Source organism: Streptomyces gamaensis (assembly GCF_042656465.1).
Taxonomy (GTDB): Bacteria; Actinomycetota; Actinomycetes; order Streptomycetales; family Streptomycetaceae; genus Streptomyces; species Streptomyces gamaensis.
This window is the reverse complement of record NZ_JBHSPB010000001.1, coordinates 291,830-307,287: the sequence shown is the minus strand read 5'-3', so window position 1 is coordinate 307,287 and position 15,458 is coordinate 291,830. Positions and strand designations below refer to the sequence as shown.

The window sequence follows — 15,458 nt, the reverse complement described above, 5'->3', positions numbered from 1 at the left end:
GGCCCCTCCTCACGGGCCCGTCGAGGCCCCGCGGAACCCGCCCGGGACCGGGTTCCCGGGTCCCGGCCTCCGGACGGGTGATCGTCCTTGACGCGGCGGCGGCCTGGGAGGACCGTTGGGCCTTATGAGGGGCGAACCCAGTTGCCCGAAGTGCGGTGGCCGGGTGCGGGCGCCCGGGCTCTTCGCCGATTCCTGGCAGTGCGATGTGCACGGCACGGTGCACCCCTTGCAGCCCGTCGTCCCGCCGAGCGTCGAGGCGCTGGCCGTCGTCGTGGGCCGGGCCCGGGTCCCGGTGTGGATGCCCTGGCCGCTGCCGGTCGGCTGGCTGTTCACGGGCGTGGTGAGCGCGGGCGACGACCGCACCGGCGGCCGCGCCACCGCCGTCGCCTGCTCCGGCCCCTCCCCGCTCGGCGGCCCCGGCGAGCTGCTGCTCGTCGCCGAGGAGCTCGGGGTGGGCCTCGGCGCGCGCTACGCCGGCATCGACGGCCCCGACCCCGGCCCGTACCTCTCGGTCAGCCGCCCCCCGCACGCCAAGGTGCACGCCGCCGGCCGCCCCACCCCCCTGTGGCACGTCGAGGGCAGCCCCGACGACCGCGCCGTCTTCGCCGGCGAGGCCCGGGGCCTGTGGCTGTGGGCCGTGATCTGGCCCGAGCACACCGGGCTGCTGATGTACGACGAGGTCGTCCTCACCGACCTGCGCGACGCGGGAGCCGAGGTCGACCTGCTGCCGTGCGGCGCACTCTCACCGCGACTGCTGTCCCCGGGCACGGACTGAGGGGCGCGCGGGGGCGCTCCGCGCGCGGCGCTCCGCGCAGGGCGGGTGACGGGGTGGCCGCTTGCAAGGGTTGCCGTGTGCGGCCGCCGGCGCGGGCTGAGCTGCCGGGGCCGCGCGGCCCGGTGTTGTCGTGCGGGGCCCGCGCGGCGGCGCTCCGCGCGGGCTGAGGATGTCGGCCTGCGCGGCCGGTGGTGCGGTGCTGTCGTGCCGGGTGCCCGGGCGGTGGCCCTGTGCGGGCGGGCCGAGCTGCGGGGCCCGGCCGGTGGCTGCCGTGCTGGGTGCCTGCGATGCGGTGGCGTCCCGCCGGGTGGTGCAGTCGTCCTGACCGCCTCGGTGCGGCGAGGGCCGGAGCGAAGCTTGTCCACCGGCGGCCGGGCCGGTCCTGCCCCGCTCGTCGGCAAGCGCGCGGCCGGAGCCGGGCGTTGCCCCATGCGCCCGTGACCTGCGGCGCCGCGGCTTCGGACGGCTGCGTCACTTCGCGGGGCGCGACCCGCGATGCCGTCCGGGCCACGTGTCCTGTGCGGCTGCCGTGCTGGTTACGGGCCGGCCTGCGCGGCCGGTGACGCGGTGCCGGGCAGGCCGGGCGGCCGCGGCGTGTCCTGTCGGGCGGTTGCCGGCCCGGGGACAGTCGGGCTGTCCGGTCGGTGGCGGGTCCCGGCGGTCGGGATCGGCCGGTCTGTCGGTCCTGCCGGGTCGGGTGCGCCGGCACCGCCGGGCCGGCACCGCCCGTACCCGCACCCCGTACCCGCATCCGCACCCGGCACCGGCACTCCCACCCCGCCGCCCCTCCCCGTCACGCCGCCCTGGCCCCTCCGTGCGGGCGGTTATCCTGAACCGGTCCTGTCCGTCCTCGTTGCTGTTGGGAGTCCGTGCCGTGCGCATTGATCTGCACACCCACTCCACGGCCTCCGACGGGACGGACACCCCCGCCGAGCTGGTACGGGCCGCCGCCGCTGCCGGGCTGGACGTCGTCGCGCTCACCGACCACGACGGGACCGGCGGGCACGCCGAGGCCGTCGCCGAGCTGAGGGCGGGCCGGACGGGGCTGACCCTCGTCACCGGTGCCGAGCTCTCGTGCCGGCTCGGGGGCCCGCGCGGTTTCAGCGCGCACCTGCTGGCCTACCTCTTCGACCCCGCCGAGCCGGAGCTCGCGCGCGAGATGGAGCTCGTGCGCGACGACCGCGTGCCGCGCGCCCGTTCCATGGTCGCCCGTCTCAACGAGCTGGGCGTGCCGGTGACCTGGGAGCGTGTGGCCGAGCTGGCCGGGATCCCCGGCGACGGCCGTACCAAGGGCGCGGTCGGACGGCCGCACATCGCCAGTGCCATGGTCGAACTCGGGGTGATCGACACCGTCTCCGACGCGTTCACCCCGGAGTGGCTGGCCGGCGGCGGCCGCGCGTACGTCGAGAAGCACGAACTCGACCCCTTCGAGGCCGTCCGTCTGGTCAAGGCCGCCGGCGGGGTCAGTGTCCTCGCGCACCCCTTCGCGCCGCAGCGCGGCAACCGCGTCTCCGAGAGCGCGATAGCCGAGCTGGCCTCGGCCGGGCTCGACGGTGTCGAGGTCGATCACATGGACCACGACGCCCCGGCCCGTGCCCGGCTGCGTGCCCTCGCCGCCGACCACGGTCTGCTGACCACCGGTTCCAGCGACTACCACGGCAGCCGCAAGACCTGCCGGCTCGGCGAGTACACCACCGACCCCGAGATCTACGGCGAGATCACCCGCCGCGCGACGGGCGCCTTCCCCGTCCCGGGCGCCGGCGGCTGACCCTTCCCCGGCCCCGGCCGGGCGCACCCGCGTGTCCACGGCGCCCCCGCGCCCGTACGCCGTACGCCGCGTGCGGGCGGATCCTTCCGCCGTGGCCCTGCGGCCCCTCTCCCGCAACTCCCGTGCCCTCGCGGCACGTTCACCGCATCACTGCACCACCGCATCCGCTCGCACCACTCGCGCAAGGCTCACTGTGTTCGACACCGCTGTCTTCGGTTCCCTCTTCCTCACCCTGTTCGTGATCATGGACCCGCCCGGGATCACGCCGATCTTCCTCGCCCTGACCGCGGGCCGCCCGGTCAAGGTCCAGCGGCGGATGGCCTGGCAGGCCGCCGCCGTCGCCTTCGGCGTGATCGCCGTCTTCGGCATCTGCGGCCGGCAGATCCTGGACTATCTGCACATCGGCACCCCCGCCCTGATGATCGCGGGCGGGCTGCTCCTGCTGCTGATCGCGCTCAGCCTGCTGACCGGCAAGTCGGAGGAGCCCACGCAGACCAAGGACGTCAATGTCGCGCTCGTCCCGCTGGGCATGCCGCTGCTCGCCGGTCCCGGCGCGATCGTCTCGGTGATCCTCGCGGTGCAGCACGCCGATTCCTTCGGCAAGCAGGTCTCGGTGTGGTCCGCGATCGCCGCGATGCATCTCGTGCTGTGGCTGGTGATGCGCTACTCGCTGCTGATCATCCGGGTCATCAAGGACGGCGGTGTGGTCCTCGTGACCCGTCTCGCGGGCATGATGCTCTCCGCCCTCGCCGTGCAGCAGATCATCAACGGCATCACCGAGGTCGTCACCTCGGCCCGGTGACGCCGGAGCCCGGCCCGCGCGGCGCGGCTACGCCCCGGACGCACGACACCCCCGTACGGTCCCGTACGGGGGTGTCGTCGTAGAGGTGCGGATCGGCGCTACCCGGCCGTGGTGCCGGCCGGGCGGATGTAGATGCGCTGGCCGGTTGCCGCGGCCTGCTGCACGATCCGGTCGACGGAGGCGGCGTCGACGACAGTGCTGTCGACGGCGGTGCCGTCGGTGTCGTCCAGGCGCATGATTTCGAAGCGCAAGGCTTCTCCCTTCGTCTTGATCCTCCTGAGGAGAACGTCCATGAGATACGGCCAGGGCCGCGTCGGTGCGACCCCGTTCCTGATCTGTCCAACGTGCTGGAGACCGCAAACATTCCCTACGCTAAGGAAATTTTTAACATGACTAATTACTGTTCAGTAGTGCAGCGCATCATGGCCCCGAAGCCACCGGCATCGGAGCCACCGGCACCGGCGATACCGGCATCCACCGAACGGAACGATGAGATCCCGCATGACTGACCCACGCACCGGCGGCCCCGGGTCCGCCGCCCACCCCGCACCCGCACCCGCCCCCGGCGCCACCGCGGATCTCGCCACGGTCGCCGCCGCCGTCGAGCGCACCAACGAACTGCTCACCCGCGTCCTGGCCGAGGTCGCCACCACCCCTTCCACGCACGCGATCTTCGCGGACGCCGGCTACGTCTACGCGGCCGTCGGCCGGCTCGTCGCCGGCACCGAGGACCGGCGCGCCTTCGACCTCGACGCCGAGGGGCTCATCGAGGCCTTCATCGACAAGGCCCGCACGATCTTCCCCGACAGCCGGCTGCTGCGCGTCTACTGGTACGACGGAGCCCGCCGCCGTATCCACACCACCGAGCAGCAGCGCATCGCCGAACTCCCCGACGTCAAGGTCCGCCTCGGCAACCTCAACGCCAACAACCAGCAGAAGGGCGTCGACTCCCTCATCCGTACCGACCTGGAGTCCCTCGCCCGCCACCGCGCCATCAGCGACGCCGCCCTCATCGGCGGCGACGAGGACCTCGTCTCCGCCGTCGAGGCCGCCCAGGGCTACGGCGCCCGCGTCCACCTGTGGGGCATCGAGTCCGTCGGCGGCCGCAACCAGGCCGAGGCCCTGCTGTGGGAGGTCGACAGCCAGCGCACCTTCGACCTCGACTTCTGCAAACCCTTCGTCACCCGGCGCACCGCCTACGACGGCGCCGGCACCGCCTTCGCCCCCGGCGCCCCCGCGCACCAGGCGGCCGCGCCCTCCCGTGACGACGTCCGCTTCGTCGGCGCGCAGGTCGCCGCCCAGTGGCTCGGCTCGCGCGGCCGCGACTCCCTCGCCGAACTGCTGCCCGGCCACCCCTATCTGCCCGGCAGCGTCGACCAGGAACTCCTCGTCGAGGCCGAGGCCCTGCTCGGGCTGTCGCTGCGCGGCCACGCCGATCTGCGGCGGGCCCTGCGCGACGGCTTCTGGGACCACCTGCGCACCCAGTACTGAGCGCGTACGGGCGCCCGCGCACCCGTACGCGGTGACAACGGGAGCCGCCCGCGCGTGCCGGAATGCGCTCGCGGGTGGCGAGTGGAACCCTGAAGTCCGGCGAAGCCCGGCCGGACCCGCGCCGGACCCGCGCAACCGCACCGCGAGAGAAACGAGGCGATCGGCCATGTCGGTCCTGGACCGTGCCGTCCCGGGGGCACCGTGCTGGGTGAGCCTGCTGACCGGCGACCTGTCCGCCGCGCAGGACTTCTACGGCGAGGTGATGGGCTGGACCTTCCGCTCCGGCCGGCTCGGCGAGGACTTCCGCGTCGCCCTCCACGACGGCCGGCCCGTCGCCGGCCTCGGCAACGTCGCCCGCCGCGCCAACGTCGACCTCAGCGGCGGCGCCTGGTGGACCTGCTACTTCGCCGTCGAGGACGCCGACGCCACCGCCGCCCGCATCCGCGAACGCGGCGCCACCGTCGCCGTCGGCCCTCTCACCATCGGGCACGGGCGCGCCGCCCTCGCCGCCGACCCCGCCGGGGCCGTCTTCGGCTTCTGGGAGGGCGAGACCCTGCGCGAGTGGCACGTCGGCCACGAGGGCGCCCCCGCCTGGCTCGAACTGCGCACCCGCAACGCCTTCGACGCCGCCATCTTCTACGGCGGCGTCTTCGACTGGGCCACCGGCCGGCCCGACCGCTGCGAAGTGCGCTACGAGGACGACGCCGTCATGGTGCGGTTCGGCGGCCACACCGTCGCCTGCCTGCGCGGCGGCGGCGTCGAGGCCGCCCCCGACCCGCGGATCAGGCCCCGCTGGCACGTCTACTTCCGCGTCGACGACGTCGAGAAGGCCGTCGAGGCCGCCCTCTCGGCCGGCGGCACCGTCGCCGCCGGACCGGGCGACTCCCGTGTGGGGCGCGAGGCGACCCTGCGGGACCCGGAGGGCGGACTGTTCACGGTGACCGCCGGGGAGGACTAGGGGAGGACTAGAGGGCCCGCGCGGGGCCAGCGGTCCTTCCGGCCGGCAGCCCGTCCCAGAACGCCGTGAGCGCCGCCGCCGTGGCCGCCGGGCGCTCCGCGTTGGGGGAGTGCTCGGCACCCCCGATCACCGTACGGGCCGCCCCGAGCCGCTGCGCCATATCGTCCAGCCACGGCACCGGCCAGGCGTAGTCGCGTTCCCCCGACACCACGTGCTTGGGCAGCGGCACCCGCGCCAGCTGCTCCGTACGGTCCGGCTCGACCGTCAACTGACGCCCGGTCTCCCGGAGTTGCCCGGGAACCGTGGCCATCCAGCGCTCGTACAGAAAGGTGTCCAGGGCCGTGGGGGCGGCCGCCGGGCCGTCCGGGTCCGTCGTGTCCTGACCGCCCTCCTGCCGCATCCGCTCCCACACCGCCGCCATGTCCAGCTGCGCCAGCGCGCCGATCAGCAGGCGGGTACGGGCCTGCTGCGGCTCGGAGATGGCGGCCGGGCCGCTGCTCATGACCGTCAGCGAACGGAACGGCGAGGCGTCCGCGAGCACCGCGGCCCGGGCGACGAGCCCGCCGAGCGAGTGCCCGAGCAGATGCACGGCGCCGCCGAGCGCGGCCGCCTGCGCGTGGATGTCCCGCGCCAACTCGCCCTGCGCGTAGGCGCTTTCCTCGCGCGGACCGCCGCTCTCGTACTGGCCGCGCCCGTCCACGGCCACCGCCCGGTACCCGGCCGCCGCGAGCGGCTCCAGCAGCGCGATGAAGTCCTCCTTGCTGCCGGTGAACCCGGGCACGAGCAGGACGGTGCCGCGTTCCGGTGCCGCCGGGAGCGCGTCGTGCACGGCGAACTCGCCGCGCGCGGTGGGCAGTCGGTACGCGCGGGCGCACGCGGGCAGGGTGAGGAAGGGGGGCTTGCTCATGCGCCGAGGCTACTGGGGGCGGGGGGACGGACGCGTGGTGGGGCGCCCGCGTACGCCGGTGGCCGGGCACCCCTGGTGCGGGGTGCCCGGCCACCGGGCGGTGCGGGGTCCGGACTAGGCCGTGGCCGCCGGCTCCGCCGCGGCCGCCTTCTTGGCGGCGGCGGTCTTGCGCGTCCGCTTCGGCTTCGCCTCGGCGGTCTCAGCGGTTTCAGCAGCCTCGGCGGTCTTGCGGGCGCGCTTGGGCTTCGCCTCGGCGTCCGCGACCGCTTCGGCCGGGGCGGCGGCCTTCTTCACGGTGCGGGTGCGCTTGGGCTTGGCCTCCACGCCGTCCACGGCCTCGACGGTGGCGGCGGCCTTCTTGGCGGCGGTCTTGCGCGTGCGCTTCGGCTTGGCCTCGGCGTCCGCCGTGTCGACGGCGACCTCCGCCTTGGCGGCGGCGGTCTTGCGGGTGCGCTTGGGCTTCGCCTCCGCGCCCTCGGCCGTCTCGACGGCTTCGGCGGCCTTGGCGGCGGCGGTCTTCCGCGTGCGCTTCGGCTTCGCCTCGGCGTCGGCCTCCACGGCCGTCTCGGCCGGGGCGGCGGCCTTCTTGGCGGTGCGGGTCCTGCGGACCGGCTTGGCCTCGGCCTCCACCGCGTCGGCGGCGGTCTTGCGGGTGCGCTTCGGCTTCGCCTCAGCCGTTTCGACGGCGTCCACGATCTCCTCGGCAGCGGCCTTCTTCGCGGCCCGCGCACGCTTCGGCCCGGCCTCGGCCGTCACCGTCTCCACGGCTTCCACGGCCGCCTCGGCACGCGGACGCCGACGCTGCGCCGGAACCTCGGACGAGACGGGGGCCACCGGAGCCTCGGACACGACGGCCGACTCGGCGGCAGCGGCCACCTCGGCAGCCGGACCACCGCGCGTACGGCGGCGGCGCGGCCGCTCCGAGGGCTCGACGGGTGCGGCCTGCTCGGACGCCTCGGCCGCCGGGGCGGCGGAACCGGTCACCTCGCCGGCTTCCGGGGTCGCCACACCACCGCGCGTACGGCGGCGCGGCCGCTCCGAGGGCTCGATGGCCGCGATCTGCTCGGACGCCTCGGCCGCCGGGGCGGCGGAACCGGTCACCTCGGCGGTGGCGTCCGCGGTCGCCAGGCCGCCGCGCGTCCGGCGGCGGCGCGGGCGCTCCGTGGTGTCAGCGGCCTCGGAATCGGCGGAAGCGGCAGGCTGCGCCGGAGCGGTCGTGGCCGCGAGGCCACCCCGCGTGCGACGGCGGCGGCGCGGCTTGGCCGGGGTGCCGGCCGTGTCGGACGGCTGCTGCCCGGGGGCCTCGACAGCCGTGTCCGGGGAGGACAGGGGCGCGCCCGCGCGGGTGCGGCGGCGTCGGCGCGGGGTGCGCTCGGGGCGCTCCTCCGCGGCCGGCTGCGGGCCGCGCCCGCGGCCGCCGCGGCCCCGGCCGCCCGTCTCGCCCAGGTCCTCGATCTCCTCGGCGGCGAGCCCGGCCCGGGTCCGCTCGGACCGGGGCAGGACGCCCTTGGTGCCGGCGGGGATGCCCAGCAGCTCGTACAGGTGCGGGGAGGTGGAGTAGGTCTCCTCCGGCTCGTCGAAGTCCTGCCCCAGCGCCTTGTTGATCAGCTTCCAGCGGGGGATGTCGTCCCAGTCGACGAGCGTGACGGCCGTACCCGACTTGCCGGCCCGGCCGGTACGGCCGATGCGGTGCAGGTAGGTCTTCTCGTCCTCGGGGCTCTGGTAGTTGATGACGTGCGTGACGTTGTCGACGTCGATGCCGCGCGCGGCGACGTCCGTGCACACCAGGACATCCACCTTGCCGTTGCGGAAGGCGCGCAGCGCCTGCTCGCGGGCGCCCTGGCCGAGGTCGCCGTGGACCGCGCCGGCGGCGAAGCCGCGGCGGGAGAGCTGCTCGGAGATGTCGGCGGCGGTCCGCTTCGTGCGGCAGAAGATCATCGCCAGTCCGCGGCCCTCGGCCTGCAGGATGCGGGCGACCATCTCCGGCTTGTCCATGGAGTGGGCGCGGAAGACGTGCTGGGCGATGGTGGAGTGGGTCGCGCCCTCGTCGTCCGGCGAGGTGGCGCGGATGTGCGTGGGCCGGTCCATGTAGCGCCGGGCCAGGGAGATCACGGCACCGGGCATGGTGGCCGAGAAGAGCATGGTCTGGCGGGAGTCCGGCAGCATCGTCAGGATGCGCTCGACGTCCGGCAGGAAGCCGAGGTCGAGCATCTCGTCGGCCTCGTCCAGGACGAGGGCCTTGACGCGGGCCAGGCTCAGCTTGTTCTGCCCGGCGAGGTCCAGGAGGCGGCCCGGGGTGCCGACGATCACGTCGACGCCCTTCTTGAGGGCCTCGACCTGCGGCTCGTAGGCCCGGCCGCCGTAGATGGCCTGGACCCGCACGTTGCGGACCTTGCCGGCGGTCAGCAGGTCGTTGGTCACCTGCTGGCACAGCTCACGGGTGGGGACGACGACGAGCGCCTGCGGGGCGTCGGTCAGCTCCTCGGGCCGGGCCCGGCCCGCCTCGACGTCCGCGGGGACGACCACGCGCTCCAGCAGCGGCAGGCCGAAGCCCAGCGTCTTGCCGGTGCCGGTCTTGGCCTGGCCGATGACGTCGGAGCCGGAAAGGGCGACCGGGAGCGTCATCTCCTGGATCGGGAAGGGGTGGACGATGCCGACGGCCTCCAGGGCCTCGGCGGTCTCGGGAAGGATCCCGAGTTCTCGGAAAGTGATCGGAGTGGACAGGATCTTGCCTCTTCTGTGAGACGCGGCGCGAGGCGGCGAAGGGGGTCGTATGGACCGTGCCGGGTGCTGGCCGGCCAGGAGGGCCGGATGGCGCGGGACCACTGCCTTCGCTCGTGCACACGTGCCGCGAGCGGATCCCTCCTGCATGCGCACGTCTCGTGCGCACCGCGCGGAGGGCGGTCGGTTGTGGAAGCCGATCGGGCCACCGACCGGGCATCCGCTGAAGACTCCGGCGGCCGGGCGAGAGAGGGGCGCCACCGGAGGAAACAGCATGGAACAGCCCGCCGAATACTCGACAGGCGCATTACCACCATACCCCGGAAACGCGCACACGAGTCGGGACGGTGGCCGGGACCTTGCGCGCGGGGGGCGGGCGGGGTCTTCCTTCCCGCCCGGTGCGGACTATTGTGCGCTGCGTGACAGGCCGGACACCGTGCCCGGCTCCCGATATCGGAAAGGCTCTGCCGTGGCAGACAACGAGCACGCCGGAATCGCCGCCCAGGACTGGGCCCGGGCGTCGGCCGACCCGCAGTACCGGGCAGCCGTCGTCGACCTGCTGGGGGTCCTCGCCTACGGTGAGCTCGCCGCCTTCGAGCGGCTCGCGGAGGACGCCAAGCTGGCCCCGAGCCTGGAGGACAAGGCGGAGCTGGCGAAGATGGCCGCGGCCGAGTTCGGTCACTTCCAGCGGCTGCGGGACCGGCTCGCGGCCATCGACGTGGCGCCGACCGCCGCCATGGAGCCGTTCGCGGCGGCCCTGGAGGAGTTCCACCGCCAGACCGCGCCCTCGGACTGGCTGGAGGGCCTGGTCAAGGCGTACGTGGGCGACTCGATCGCCAGTGACTTCTACCGCGAGGTCGCCTCCCGGCTGGACTCCGACACCCGCGCCCTGGTGCTCGCCGTGCTCGACGACACCGGGTACTCGACGTTCGCGGTCGAGAAGGTACGGGCCGCGATCGAGGCCGATCCGCGCGTGGGCGGCCGGCTCGCGCTGTGGGCGCGGCGGCTGATGGGCGAGGCCCTCTCGCAGGCGCAGCGCGTGGTCGCCGACCGGGACGCGCTGTCGACGATGCTGGTGGGCGGGGTCGCCGACGGCTTCGACCTCGCGGAGGTCGGCAAGATGTTCTCCCGGATCACCGAGGCCCACACCAAGCGGATGGCCGCGCTGGGCCTGGCCGCCTGACGGCTCGGCCCGCACGGCGGCCCCGCCTTCAGGCCGGGGCCGACCGACGGGCCTTCTCCCCCTGTCGCAGCAGCAGGGAGACGAGCGCCACGGCGACGCCCAGCGAGACGGCCAGGGCGGCCGCCGTGTGGCCCGGGCCGAGCACCGAGTGCGCGAGCAGCGCGCCGAAGAGAGCGGCCGCCGGGCCCGTGGCCAGGGCCAGGGGGCGGGAGCGGAACTGCCCGAAGCGCGCGGGCAGCCAGCGCAGCGCCGCGCAGGAGACGGCGAGGCCGATGACGACCGAGCCGAGCGCCTCCCAGAGGATCATGGTTGCTTTCCTCCCGAGCCTGGACCGGTGCTTGACGGGGCGGCCGCGCGGTGCCGGCCGCGCGGTGCCGGCCGCAATACGGTGGTCGAAGCCGTCCTACCCCTCGGCGGCGCCGGGCAACCCTGGCGGCGGCCGGGGTGTCAGCTCGCGGCGGGCGGCCGCGGGAGCGGACACGGAAACGGCGGGGCCCCGGCGCATCGTGCGCCGGGGCCCCGCCGTAGTCTCTCGCGTCGCGTGGTGCTCAGAGCGCGCCGAAACCGACCCTGCGGGTGGTCGGCTCGCCGATCTCCACGTACGCCAGCCGGTCGGCCGGGACCAGGACCTTGCGGCCACGCTCGTCCATCAGGCTCAGCACCTGCGCCTTGCCGCCGAGCGCCTCGGTGACGGCCTTCTCGACCTCGTCGACGCTCTGTCCGCTCTGCAGCACGATCTCGCGGGGCGCGTGCTGCACGCCGATCTTGACCTCCACGGCTTATGTCCCTCCGACGGTGTGAGGTCCCCATGGCGAAGCCCAGGGGAGGAGTGCGCGGCCTGCCGCGCCGTACGCTGCACACATTAGTCGGGCGACGGCTCCCGCCGAGCCGGTCGCGGGCACGCTCGCAGCGAACACGCGGCCGGGTCCCGGCGCCCGCCCTCGGGGAGGACGGGAAAGCCGGAAGAGCCGGGGAAGACTCAGTGCTCGTTCTTGGGGAAGCCCGCGATGCCGCGCCAGGCCAGCGAGGTCAGCAGCTCCACCGCGCGCTCACGCGGCACCGTGCTGTTGCTGGAGAGCCAGTAGCGGGCGACGACCTGCGAGACCCCGCCCAGGCCCACGGCCAGCAGCATGGCCTCGTCCTTGGCCAGGCCGGTGTCCTCGGCGATCACGTCGCTGATGGCCTGCGCGCACTCCAGGGAGACCTTGTCCACGCGCTCGCGCACGGCCGGCTCGTTGGTCAGGTCGGACTCGAAGACCAGCCGGAAGGCGCCGCCCTCGTCCTCGACGTAGGCGAAGTAGGCGTCCATGGTGGCCGCCACGCGCAGCTTGTTGTCGGTGGTGGAGGCCAGCGCGGTGCGCACGGCCTGCAGCAGGTTCTCGCAGTGCTGGTCCAGCAGGGCCAGATAGAGGTCGAGCTTGCCGGGGAAGTGCTGGTAGAGCACCGGCTTGCTGACTCCGGCGCGCTCGGCGATGTCGTCCATCGCCGCCGCGTGGTACCCCTGAGCGACGAAGACCTCCTGCGCGGCGCCCAGGAGCTGGTTGCGTCGGGCTCGGCGCGGCAGACGCGTGCCTCGCGGCCGCGCCTCGGTCTGCTCGATGGCTGTCACGCCGCCTCCCATGTTTCGTTCCCTGCACGGTGTGCACCGCGCCCGCCATCGTACGTTCGGGTAACCCGGGCGTGCCTGGTCGCAGCGGAGAATTTCCCGCGCCGCACGCTGTGGGAAGCCGACAAAATACCGACAATTCGCGCAGCCGGTCACCGGCCCCGGGGGGCCGTGCGCCGGTGTGGTGCCCTGGGCGGGGTCATCGGTAGTCGTCCTCGTCCAGCTCGACGACCCGGGCCTGCTCGGCGAGGTCCGCCTCGTTCGCGGAGTCCGGGTGGATGTCGGTCAGGGAGTCGTCGTGCTCGGGTGCGAGGTCCGTGTGCTGCTCGGCCGCGTCGGCCTCCGGGGCCTCGACATCGATCTCCGTCACGTCGGCTGCTTCCTCCTCGGAGAACTCCGTCTCGATCGGGTCGATGCTCATGCGGGACCTCTTCCCGTCCGGATTCGGGGGCGCCCTCGTACTTATGGGTACGAGCCTAGGAGACCGGGGCCCCGGCCGCCAGACGATCTGTGATCGCCACCACAGCGGGCCGGGCGTGATCCTCTCGTAACATTGCCCGCATGTCTTCGACCGAGTCGCCGGATGCCCGCGCCGTGCCCGTGGTGCCGCCCGCCCGCGCCTCGTGGGTCAGCGAGGGCGAGGAGGTCCGTACGGTCCCGCTGCCCGGGGTCACCCTCGCCGTGCGCTCCCGGCCGCCGGCCACTGCCGGGCTGCCGCCCGCGCTCTTCGTGCACGGGCTCGGCGGCTCCTCGCAGAACTGGTCCGCCCTCATGGAGCGGCTCGCGGACCGGGTCGACGGCGAGGCCCTCGACCTGCCCGGCTTCGGGGACTCCCCGCCCCCGGACGACGGGGACCACTCCATCACCGCGGGCGCGCGCGTCGTCATCCGCTACCTGGACGCCACCGGGCGCGGCCCCGTGCACCTCTTCGGCAACTCGATGGGCGGTGCCATAGCCACCCGCGTCGCCGCCGTCCGCCCGGACCTGGTCCGTACCCTCACCCTCGTCTCGCCCGCCCTGCCGGAGCTGCGGCTGCAGTCCACGGCCGTGCCCACCGGGCTGCTCGCGGTGCCCGGCGTCGCCGCCCTCTTCTCCCGGCTGACGAAGGACTGGACACCCGAGCGGCGTACCCGCGACGTCTTCGCGCTCTGTTACGGGGACCCCGGACGGGTGACGTCGGAGGGCTTCGCGCGGGCGGTCGCCGAATACGAGCGGCGGCTCGAACTGCCCTATTTCTGGGACGTGATGACGCGTTCGGCGCGCGGCATCGTCGACGCGTACACCCTCGGTGGCCAGCACTCTCTGTGGCGGCAGGCCGAGAAGGTGCTCGCTCCCACGCTGCTGGTCTACGGCATGCGCGACCAGCTCGTGTCCTTCCGCATGGCCGGCCGGGCCTCCAGGACTTTCCGCGACTCGCGGTTGCTGACGCTGGTGGACGCCGGTCATGTCGCCATGATGGAGGACCCGGACGCGGTGGCCCGTGCCGTCCGCGAACTCCTCGGGGAGACCGCCGCCATGGATGGACGGAGCGCTACGCCTCGTGGGTAAACACAGCGCACGCGCACCCCGCGGCTCGCACGAGCCCGGGAGCCGCGGACCCGGTGCCGCCGGCCGGCCGGCCGCACCGGCGGCAGGCGCGGGTCCGCTGCGGGGGGTCGTGGGGACGTCCGGGCAGGAGCCGGGAGACGTGGGGGAGCAGCAGGTGGGGGGACGGCAGGAGCCGGGAGCCGGCCCGGGCGGACAGCCCGGGCGGGCGCAGACGCACGGCGTCGGCTGGGGCGTCATCGGCCCGCAGCGCGGCCCCGCCCCGGCGGCCGGCCGGGGCGCGTACGGGCAGTACGGGGCGCAGGGAGTGCCGGACCCCGGGCAGAGCGGCGGAGCGTACGCGCCCGGCGCGCACGGGCAGAGTGCGTACGGTCAGGGCGCCTACGGTCAGGGCGCGTACGGACATGATGTGCACGGACCCGGTGCGCACCGACATGATGCGCACAGACATGATGCTCACGGACAAGGTGGGTACGGGCACGGCGCGGGAGGGTCTGTGGGCGCGGACGGCACGAGTGGCGCGGCCCCGGCTGCCGAAGTCCCCGCCGCCTCCTCGGAGATGGTCCCCGCGCGCGTGCCCGCCCCCCGGTCCGGCGGCGGTGCGCGCGGTAGCCACCGGCAGTCCGGCAGCGGTCTCGGCCGGACCGTGACCGGGGTGGCCGCTGCCGTCGTCACGGCCGTCCTGGCCGTCGTCGTCGCGGGCCAGGTCGAGGACGGCGGCGACGCCACGGCGCAGGCCCGCGCCTCGGAGGTCCCGCACCGGGGCCCCGACGCGGCCTCCCGCTCCGACAGCCGGCCCACTCCCGACGGGGGTGCCGCCGTCCCGCTGTCGTACGAGGAGAAGATGGCGCGCCGGTACCCGCTCGACGCGAACGCGCACGGCTCCGGTGACTTCGGCACCGTCGGCGGGCACGACGCGGCCCCCGGCAAGGGCGAGGTGCTGCGCTACCGGGTGGACGTGGAGAAGGGACTGCCCCTGGACGGCGGTCTGTTCGCCGAGGCCGTGCACCGCACCCTCAACGACGAGCGCAGCTGGGGCCACGGCGGCGTCCGTACCTTCGAGCGGGTCTCCTCCGGGCCCTCCGACTTCGTCATCACCCTCGCGAGCCCCGGCACGACCGCGACCTGGTGCGCCAAGTCGGGCCTGGACACCACCGAGGACAATGTCTCCTGCGACTCCGCCGCCACCGACCGCGTCATGATCAACGCCTATCGCTGGGCGCAGGGCGCGCAGACCTACGGCGACGACATGCACAGCTACCGGCAGATGCTGATCAACCACGAGGTCGGGCACCGGCTCGGGCACGACCACGAGACGTGCGAGGCGCAGGGCGCGCTCGCGCCCGTGATGATGCAGCAGACCAAGTTCCTCACCACGGACGGCAGGACCTGCCGCCCGAACCCCTGGCCGCACCCGGGCCGCTGAGACCCTCGCGTTCCCGGAATGCGGAACGTTTTGTCTCTTTCTGTGAGACAGCTTTGCCGCGACGCGAAAATTCGTTCAATGTTCTACCCATGTCGCACCGCCACGCCCCCGAGAACGCCGGCTTCCAGCTGGCGCTGATCGGCGTGGCCGCGCACGCAGTCGCCGACATCCTCTGTCGCTGAGACCGCTCTTCCCCCCTTTTCCCTCACGCGTCGTGTGATCACCACGTCGACTTCGTGTACTCCGGGGGCGGTCCGGCTGTTCCGGCCTGCGCTC

General features: G+C 74.3%; 17 protein-coding genes. 9 read left to right on the top strand and 8 right to left on the bottom strand.

The annotated features are described in order from the left end of the window. Window positions 1–124: 124 nt before the first annotated feature. The 3 genes from ACFP1Z_RS01315 to ACFP1Z_RS01305 all read left to right on the top strand — a co-directional run bounded on the left by ACFP1Z_RS01315 (window position 125) and on the right by ACFP1Z_RS01305 (window position 3,345). Complete coding sequence (locus ACFP1Z_RS01315) at window positions 125–775, top strand: DUF6758 family protein (protein WP_390313803.1); 651 nt, start codon at window positions 125–127, stop codon at window positions 773–775. Window positions 776–1,649: 874 nt separating this feature from the next. Next, window positions 1,650–2,543 carry a PHP domain-containing protein gene (locus tag ACFP1Z_RS01310; RefSeq protein ID WP_390313802.1) on the top strand — a complete coding sequence of 298 codons (894 nt, stop codon included), beginning with the start codon at window positions 1,650–1,652 and terminating at the stop codon, window positions 2,541–2,543. 193 nt (window positions 2,544–2,736) lie between these two features. Further along, window positions 2,737–3,345, top strand: a complete 609-nt coding sequence (locus tag ACFP1Z_RS01305; protein ID WP_390313801.1) for a MarC family protein — start codon at window positions 2,737–2,739, stop codon at window positions 3,343–3,345. 98 nt (window positions 3,346–3,443) lie between these two features. Here ACFP1Z_RS01305 and ACFP1Z_RS01300 read toward each other — a convergent pair whose 3' ends face one another. Then, window positions 3,444–3,596, bottom strand: coding sequence for a hypothetical protein (locus tag ACFP1Z_RS01300; protein WP_390313800.1), 153 nt, complete (start codon window positions 3,594–3,596; stop codon window positions 3,444–3,446). A gap of 250 nt (window positions 3,597–3,846) precedes the next feature. On the opposite strand from ACFP1Z_RS01300, the gene ACFP1Z_RS01295 reads away from it, so the two are divergent. Together ACFP1Z_RS01295 and ACFP1Z_RS01290 are read left to right on the top strand one after the other, a co-directional pair. Then, complete coding sequence (locus ACFP1Z_RS01295; protein ID WP_390313799.1) at window positions 3,847–4,836, top strand: NYN domain-containing protein; 990 nt, start codon at window positions 3,847–3,849, stop codon at window positions 4,834–4,836. Between the two features lie 166 nt (window positions 4,837–5,002). Further along, window positions 5,003–5,794, top strand: a complete 792-nt coding sequence (locus ACFP1Z_RS01290) for a VOC family protein (protein ID WP_390313798.1) — start codon at window positions 5,003–5,005, stop codon at window positions 5,792–5,794. Between the two features lie 7 nt (window positions 5,795–5,801). On the opposite strand, the gene ACFP1Z_RS01285 is transcribed toward ACFP1Z_RS01290, so the two are convergent. Beyond that, on the bottom strand, window positions 5,802–6,701 hold the full coding sequence (locus ACFP1Z_RS01285) for an alpha/beta fold hydrolase (RefSeq protein ID WP_390313796.1): 900 nt from the start codon (window positions 6,699–6,701) through the stop codon (window positions 5,802–5,804). Window positions 6,702–6,815: 114 nt separating this feature from the next. Then, window positions 6,816–9,326, bottom strand: a complete 2,511-nt coding sequence (locus ACFP1Z_RS01280; RefSeq protein WP_390313795.1) for a DEAD/DEAH box helicase — start codon at window positions 9,324–9,326, stop codon at window positions 6,816–6,818. Window positions 9,327–9,858: 532 nt separating this feature from the next. Between ACFP1Z_RS01280 and ACFP1Z_RS01275 the strand changes: the two genes are divergently transcribed. After that, on the top strand, window positions 9,859–10,605 hold the full coding sequence (locus ACFP1Z_RS01275; protein ID WP_390313794.1) for a ferritin-like fold-containing protein: 747 nt from the start codon (window positions 9,859–9,861) through the stop codon (window positions 10,603–10,605). Between the two features lie 28 nt (window positions 10,606–10,633). Here ACFP1Z_RS01275 and ACFP1Z_RS01270 read toward each other — a convergent pair whose 3' ends face one another. The 4 genes from ACFP1Z_RS01270 to ACFP1Z_RS01255 all read right to left on the bottom strand — a co-directional run bounded on the left by ACFP1Z_RS01270 (window position 10,634) and on the right by ACFP1Z_RS01255 (window position 12,632). Then, window positions 10,634–10,912, bottom strand: a complete 279-nt coding sequence (locus tag ACFP1Z_RS01270; RefSeq protein ID WP_390313793.1) for a hypothetical protein — start codon at window positions 10,910–10,912, stop codon at window positions 10,634–10,636. Between the two features lie 241 nt (window positions 10,913–11,153). Beyond that, window positions 11,154–11,381, bottom strand: a complete 228-nt coding sequence (locus tag ACFP1Z_RS01265) for a DUF3107 domain-containing protein (protein ID WP_390313792.1) — start codon at window positions 11,379–11,381, stop codon at window positions 11,154–11,156. A 203-nt stretch (window positions 11,382–11,584) separates the two neighbouring features. Then, entirely contained in the window at window positions 11,585–12,214 is a 630-nt protein-coding gene (locus tag ACFP1Z_RS01260) for a TetR/AcrR family transcriptional regulator (protein ID WP_390313791.1), read from the bottom strand. A 196-nt stretch (window positions 12,215–12,410) separates the two neighbouring features. Continuing rightward, window positions 12,411–12,632 (bottom strand): hypothetical protein, encoded by a 222-nt coding sequence (locus tag ACFP1Z_RS01255; protein ID WP_390313790.1) that lies wholly within the window; start codon window positions 12,630–12,632, stop codon window positions 12,411–12,413. Between the two features lie 140 nt (window positions 12,633–12,772). On the opposite strand from ACFP1Z_RS01255, the gene ACFP1Z_RS01250 reads away from it, so the two are divergent. Continuing rightward, on the top strand, window positions 12,773–13,759 hold the full coding sequence (locus ACFP1Z_RS01250; protein WP_390313789.1) for an alpha/beta fold hydrolase: 987 nt from the start codon (window positions 12,773–12,775) through the stop codon (window positions 13,757–13,759). On the opposite strand, the gene ACFP1Z_RS01245 is transcribed toward ACFP1Z_RS01250, so the two are convergent. After that, window positions 13,743–14,216, bottom strand: a complete 474-nt coding sequence (locus tag ACFP1Z_RS01245) for a hypothetical protein (RefSeq protein ID WP_390313788.1) — start codon at window positions 14,214–14,216, stop codon at window positions 13,743–13,745. The two genes, ACFP1Z_RS01250 and ACFP1Z_RS01245, sit on opposite strands and share 17 nt — an antisense overlap. 195 nt (window positions 14,217–14,411) lie before the next feature. Here ACFP1Z_RS01245 and ACFP1Z_RS01240 point away from each other — a divergent pair, with 195 nt between their 5' ends. Both ACFP1Z_RS01240 and ACFP1Z_RS01235 read left to right on the top strand, forming a co-directional pair. Beyond that, complete coding sequence (locus tag ACFP1Z_RS01240; RefSeq protein WP_390313787.1) at window positions 14,412–15,182, top strand: DUF3152 domain-containing protein; 771 nt, start codon at window positions 14,412–14,414, stop codon at window positions 15,180–15,182. 89 nt (window positions 15,183–15,271) lie between these two features. Beyond that, entirely contained in the window at window positions 15,272–15,364 is a 93-nt protein-coding gene (locus ACFP1Z_RS01235) for an Ms4533A family Cys-rich leader peptide (RefSeq protein ID WP_390313786.1), read from the top strand. Window positions 15,365–15,458 lie beyond the last annotated feature (94 nt).

Excerpts from the sequence above, each read along its gene's own strand:
- ACFP1Z_RS01250 (WP_390313789.1), top strand. The coding sequence starts at position 12,773 with ATGTCTTCGACCGAGTCGCCGGATGCCCGCGCCGTGCCCGTGGTGCCG.
- ACFP1Z_RS01295 (WP_390313799.1), top strand. The coding sequence starts at position 3,847 with ATGACTGACCCACGCACCGGCGGCCCCGGGTCCGCCGCCCACCCCGCA.
- ACFP1Z_RS01290 (WP_390313798.1), top strand. The coding sequence starts at position 5,003 with ATGTCGGTCCTGGACCGTGCCGTCCCGGGGGCACCGTGCTGGGTGAGC.
- ACFP1Z_RS01270 (WP_390313793.1), bottom strand. The coding sequence starts at position 10,912 with ATGATCCTCTGGGAGGCGCTCGGCTCGGTCGTCATCGGCCTCGCCGTC.
- ACFP1Z_RS01280 (WP_390313795.1), bottom strand. The coding sequence starts at position 9,326 with ATGACGCTCCCGGTCGCCCTTTCCGGCTCCGACGTCATCGGCCAGGCC.
- ACFP1Z_RS01285 (WP_390313796.1), bottom strand. The coding sequence starts at position 6,701 with ATGAGCAAGCCCCCCTTCCTCACCCTGCCCGCGTGCGCCCGCGCGTAC.
- ACFP1Z_RS01235 (WP_390313786.1), top strand. The coding sequence starts at position 15,272 with ATGTCGCACCGCCACGCCCCCGAGAACGCCGGCTTCCAGCTGGCGCTG.
- ACFP1Z_RS01315 (WP_390313803.1), top strand. The coding sequence starts at position 125 with ATGAGGGGCGAACCCAGTTGCCCGAAGTGCGGTGGCCGGGTGCGGGCG.
- ACFP1Z_RS01255 (WP_390313790.1), bottom strand. The coding sequence starts at position 12,632 with ATGAGCATCGACCCGATCGAGACGGAGTTCTCCGAGGAGGAAGCAGCC.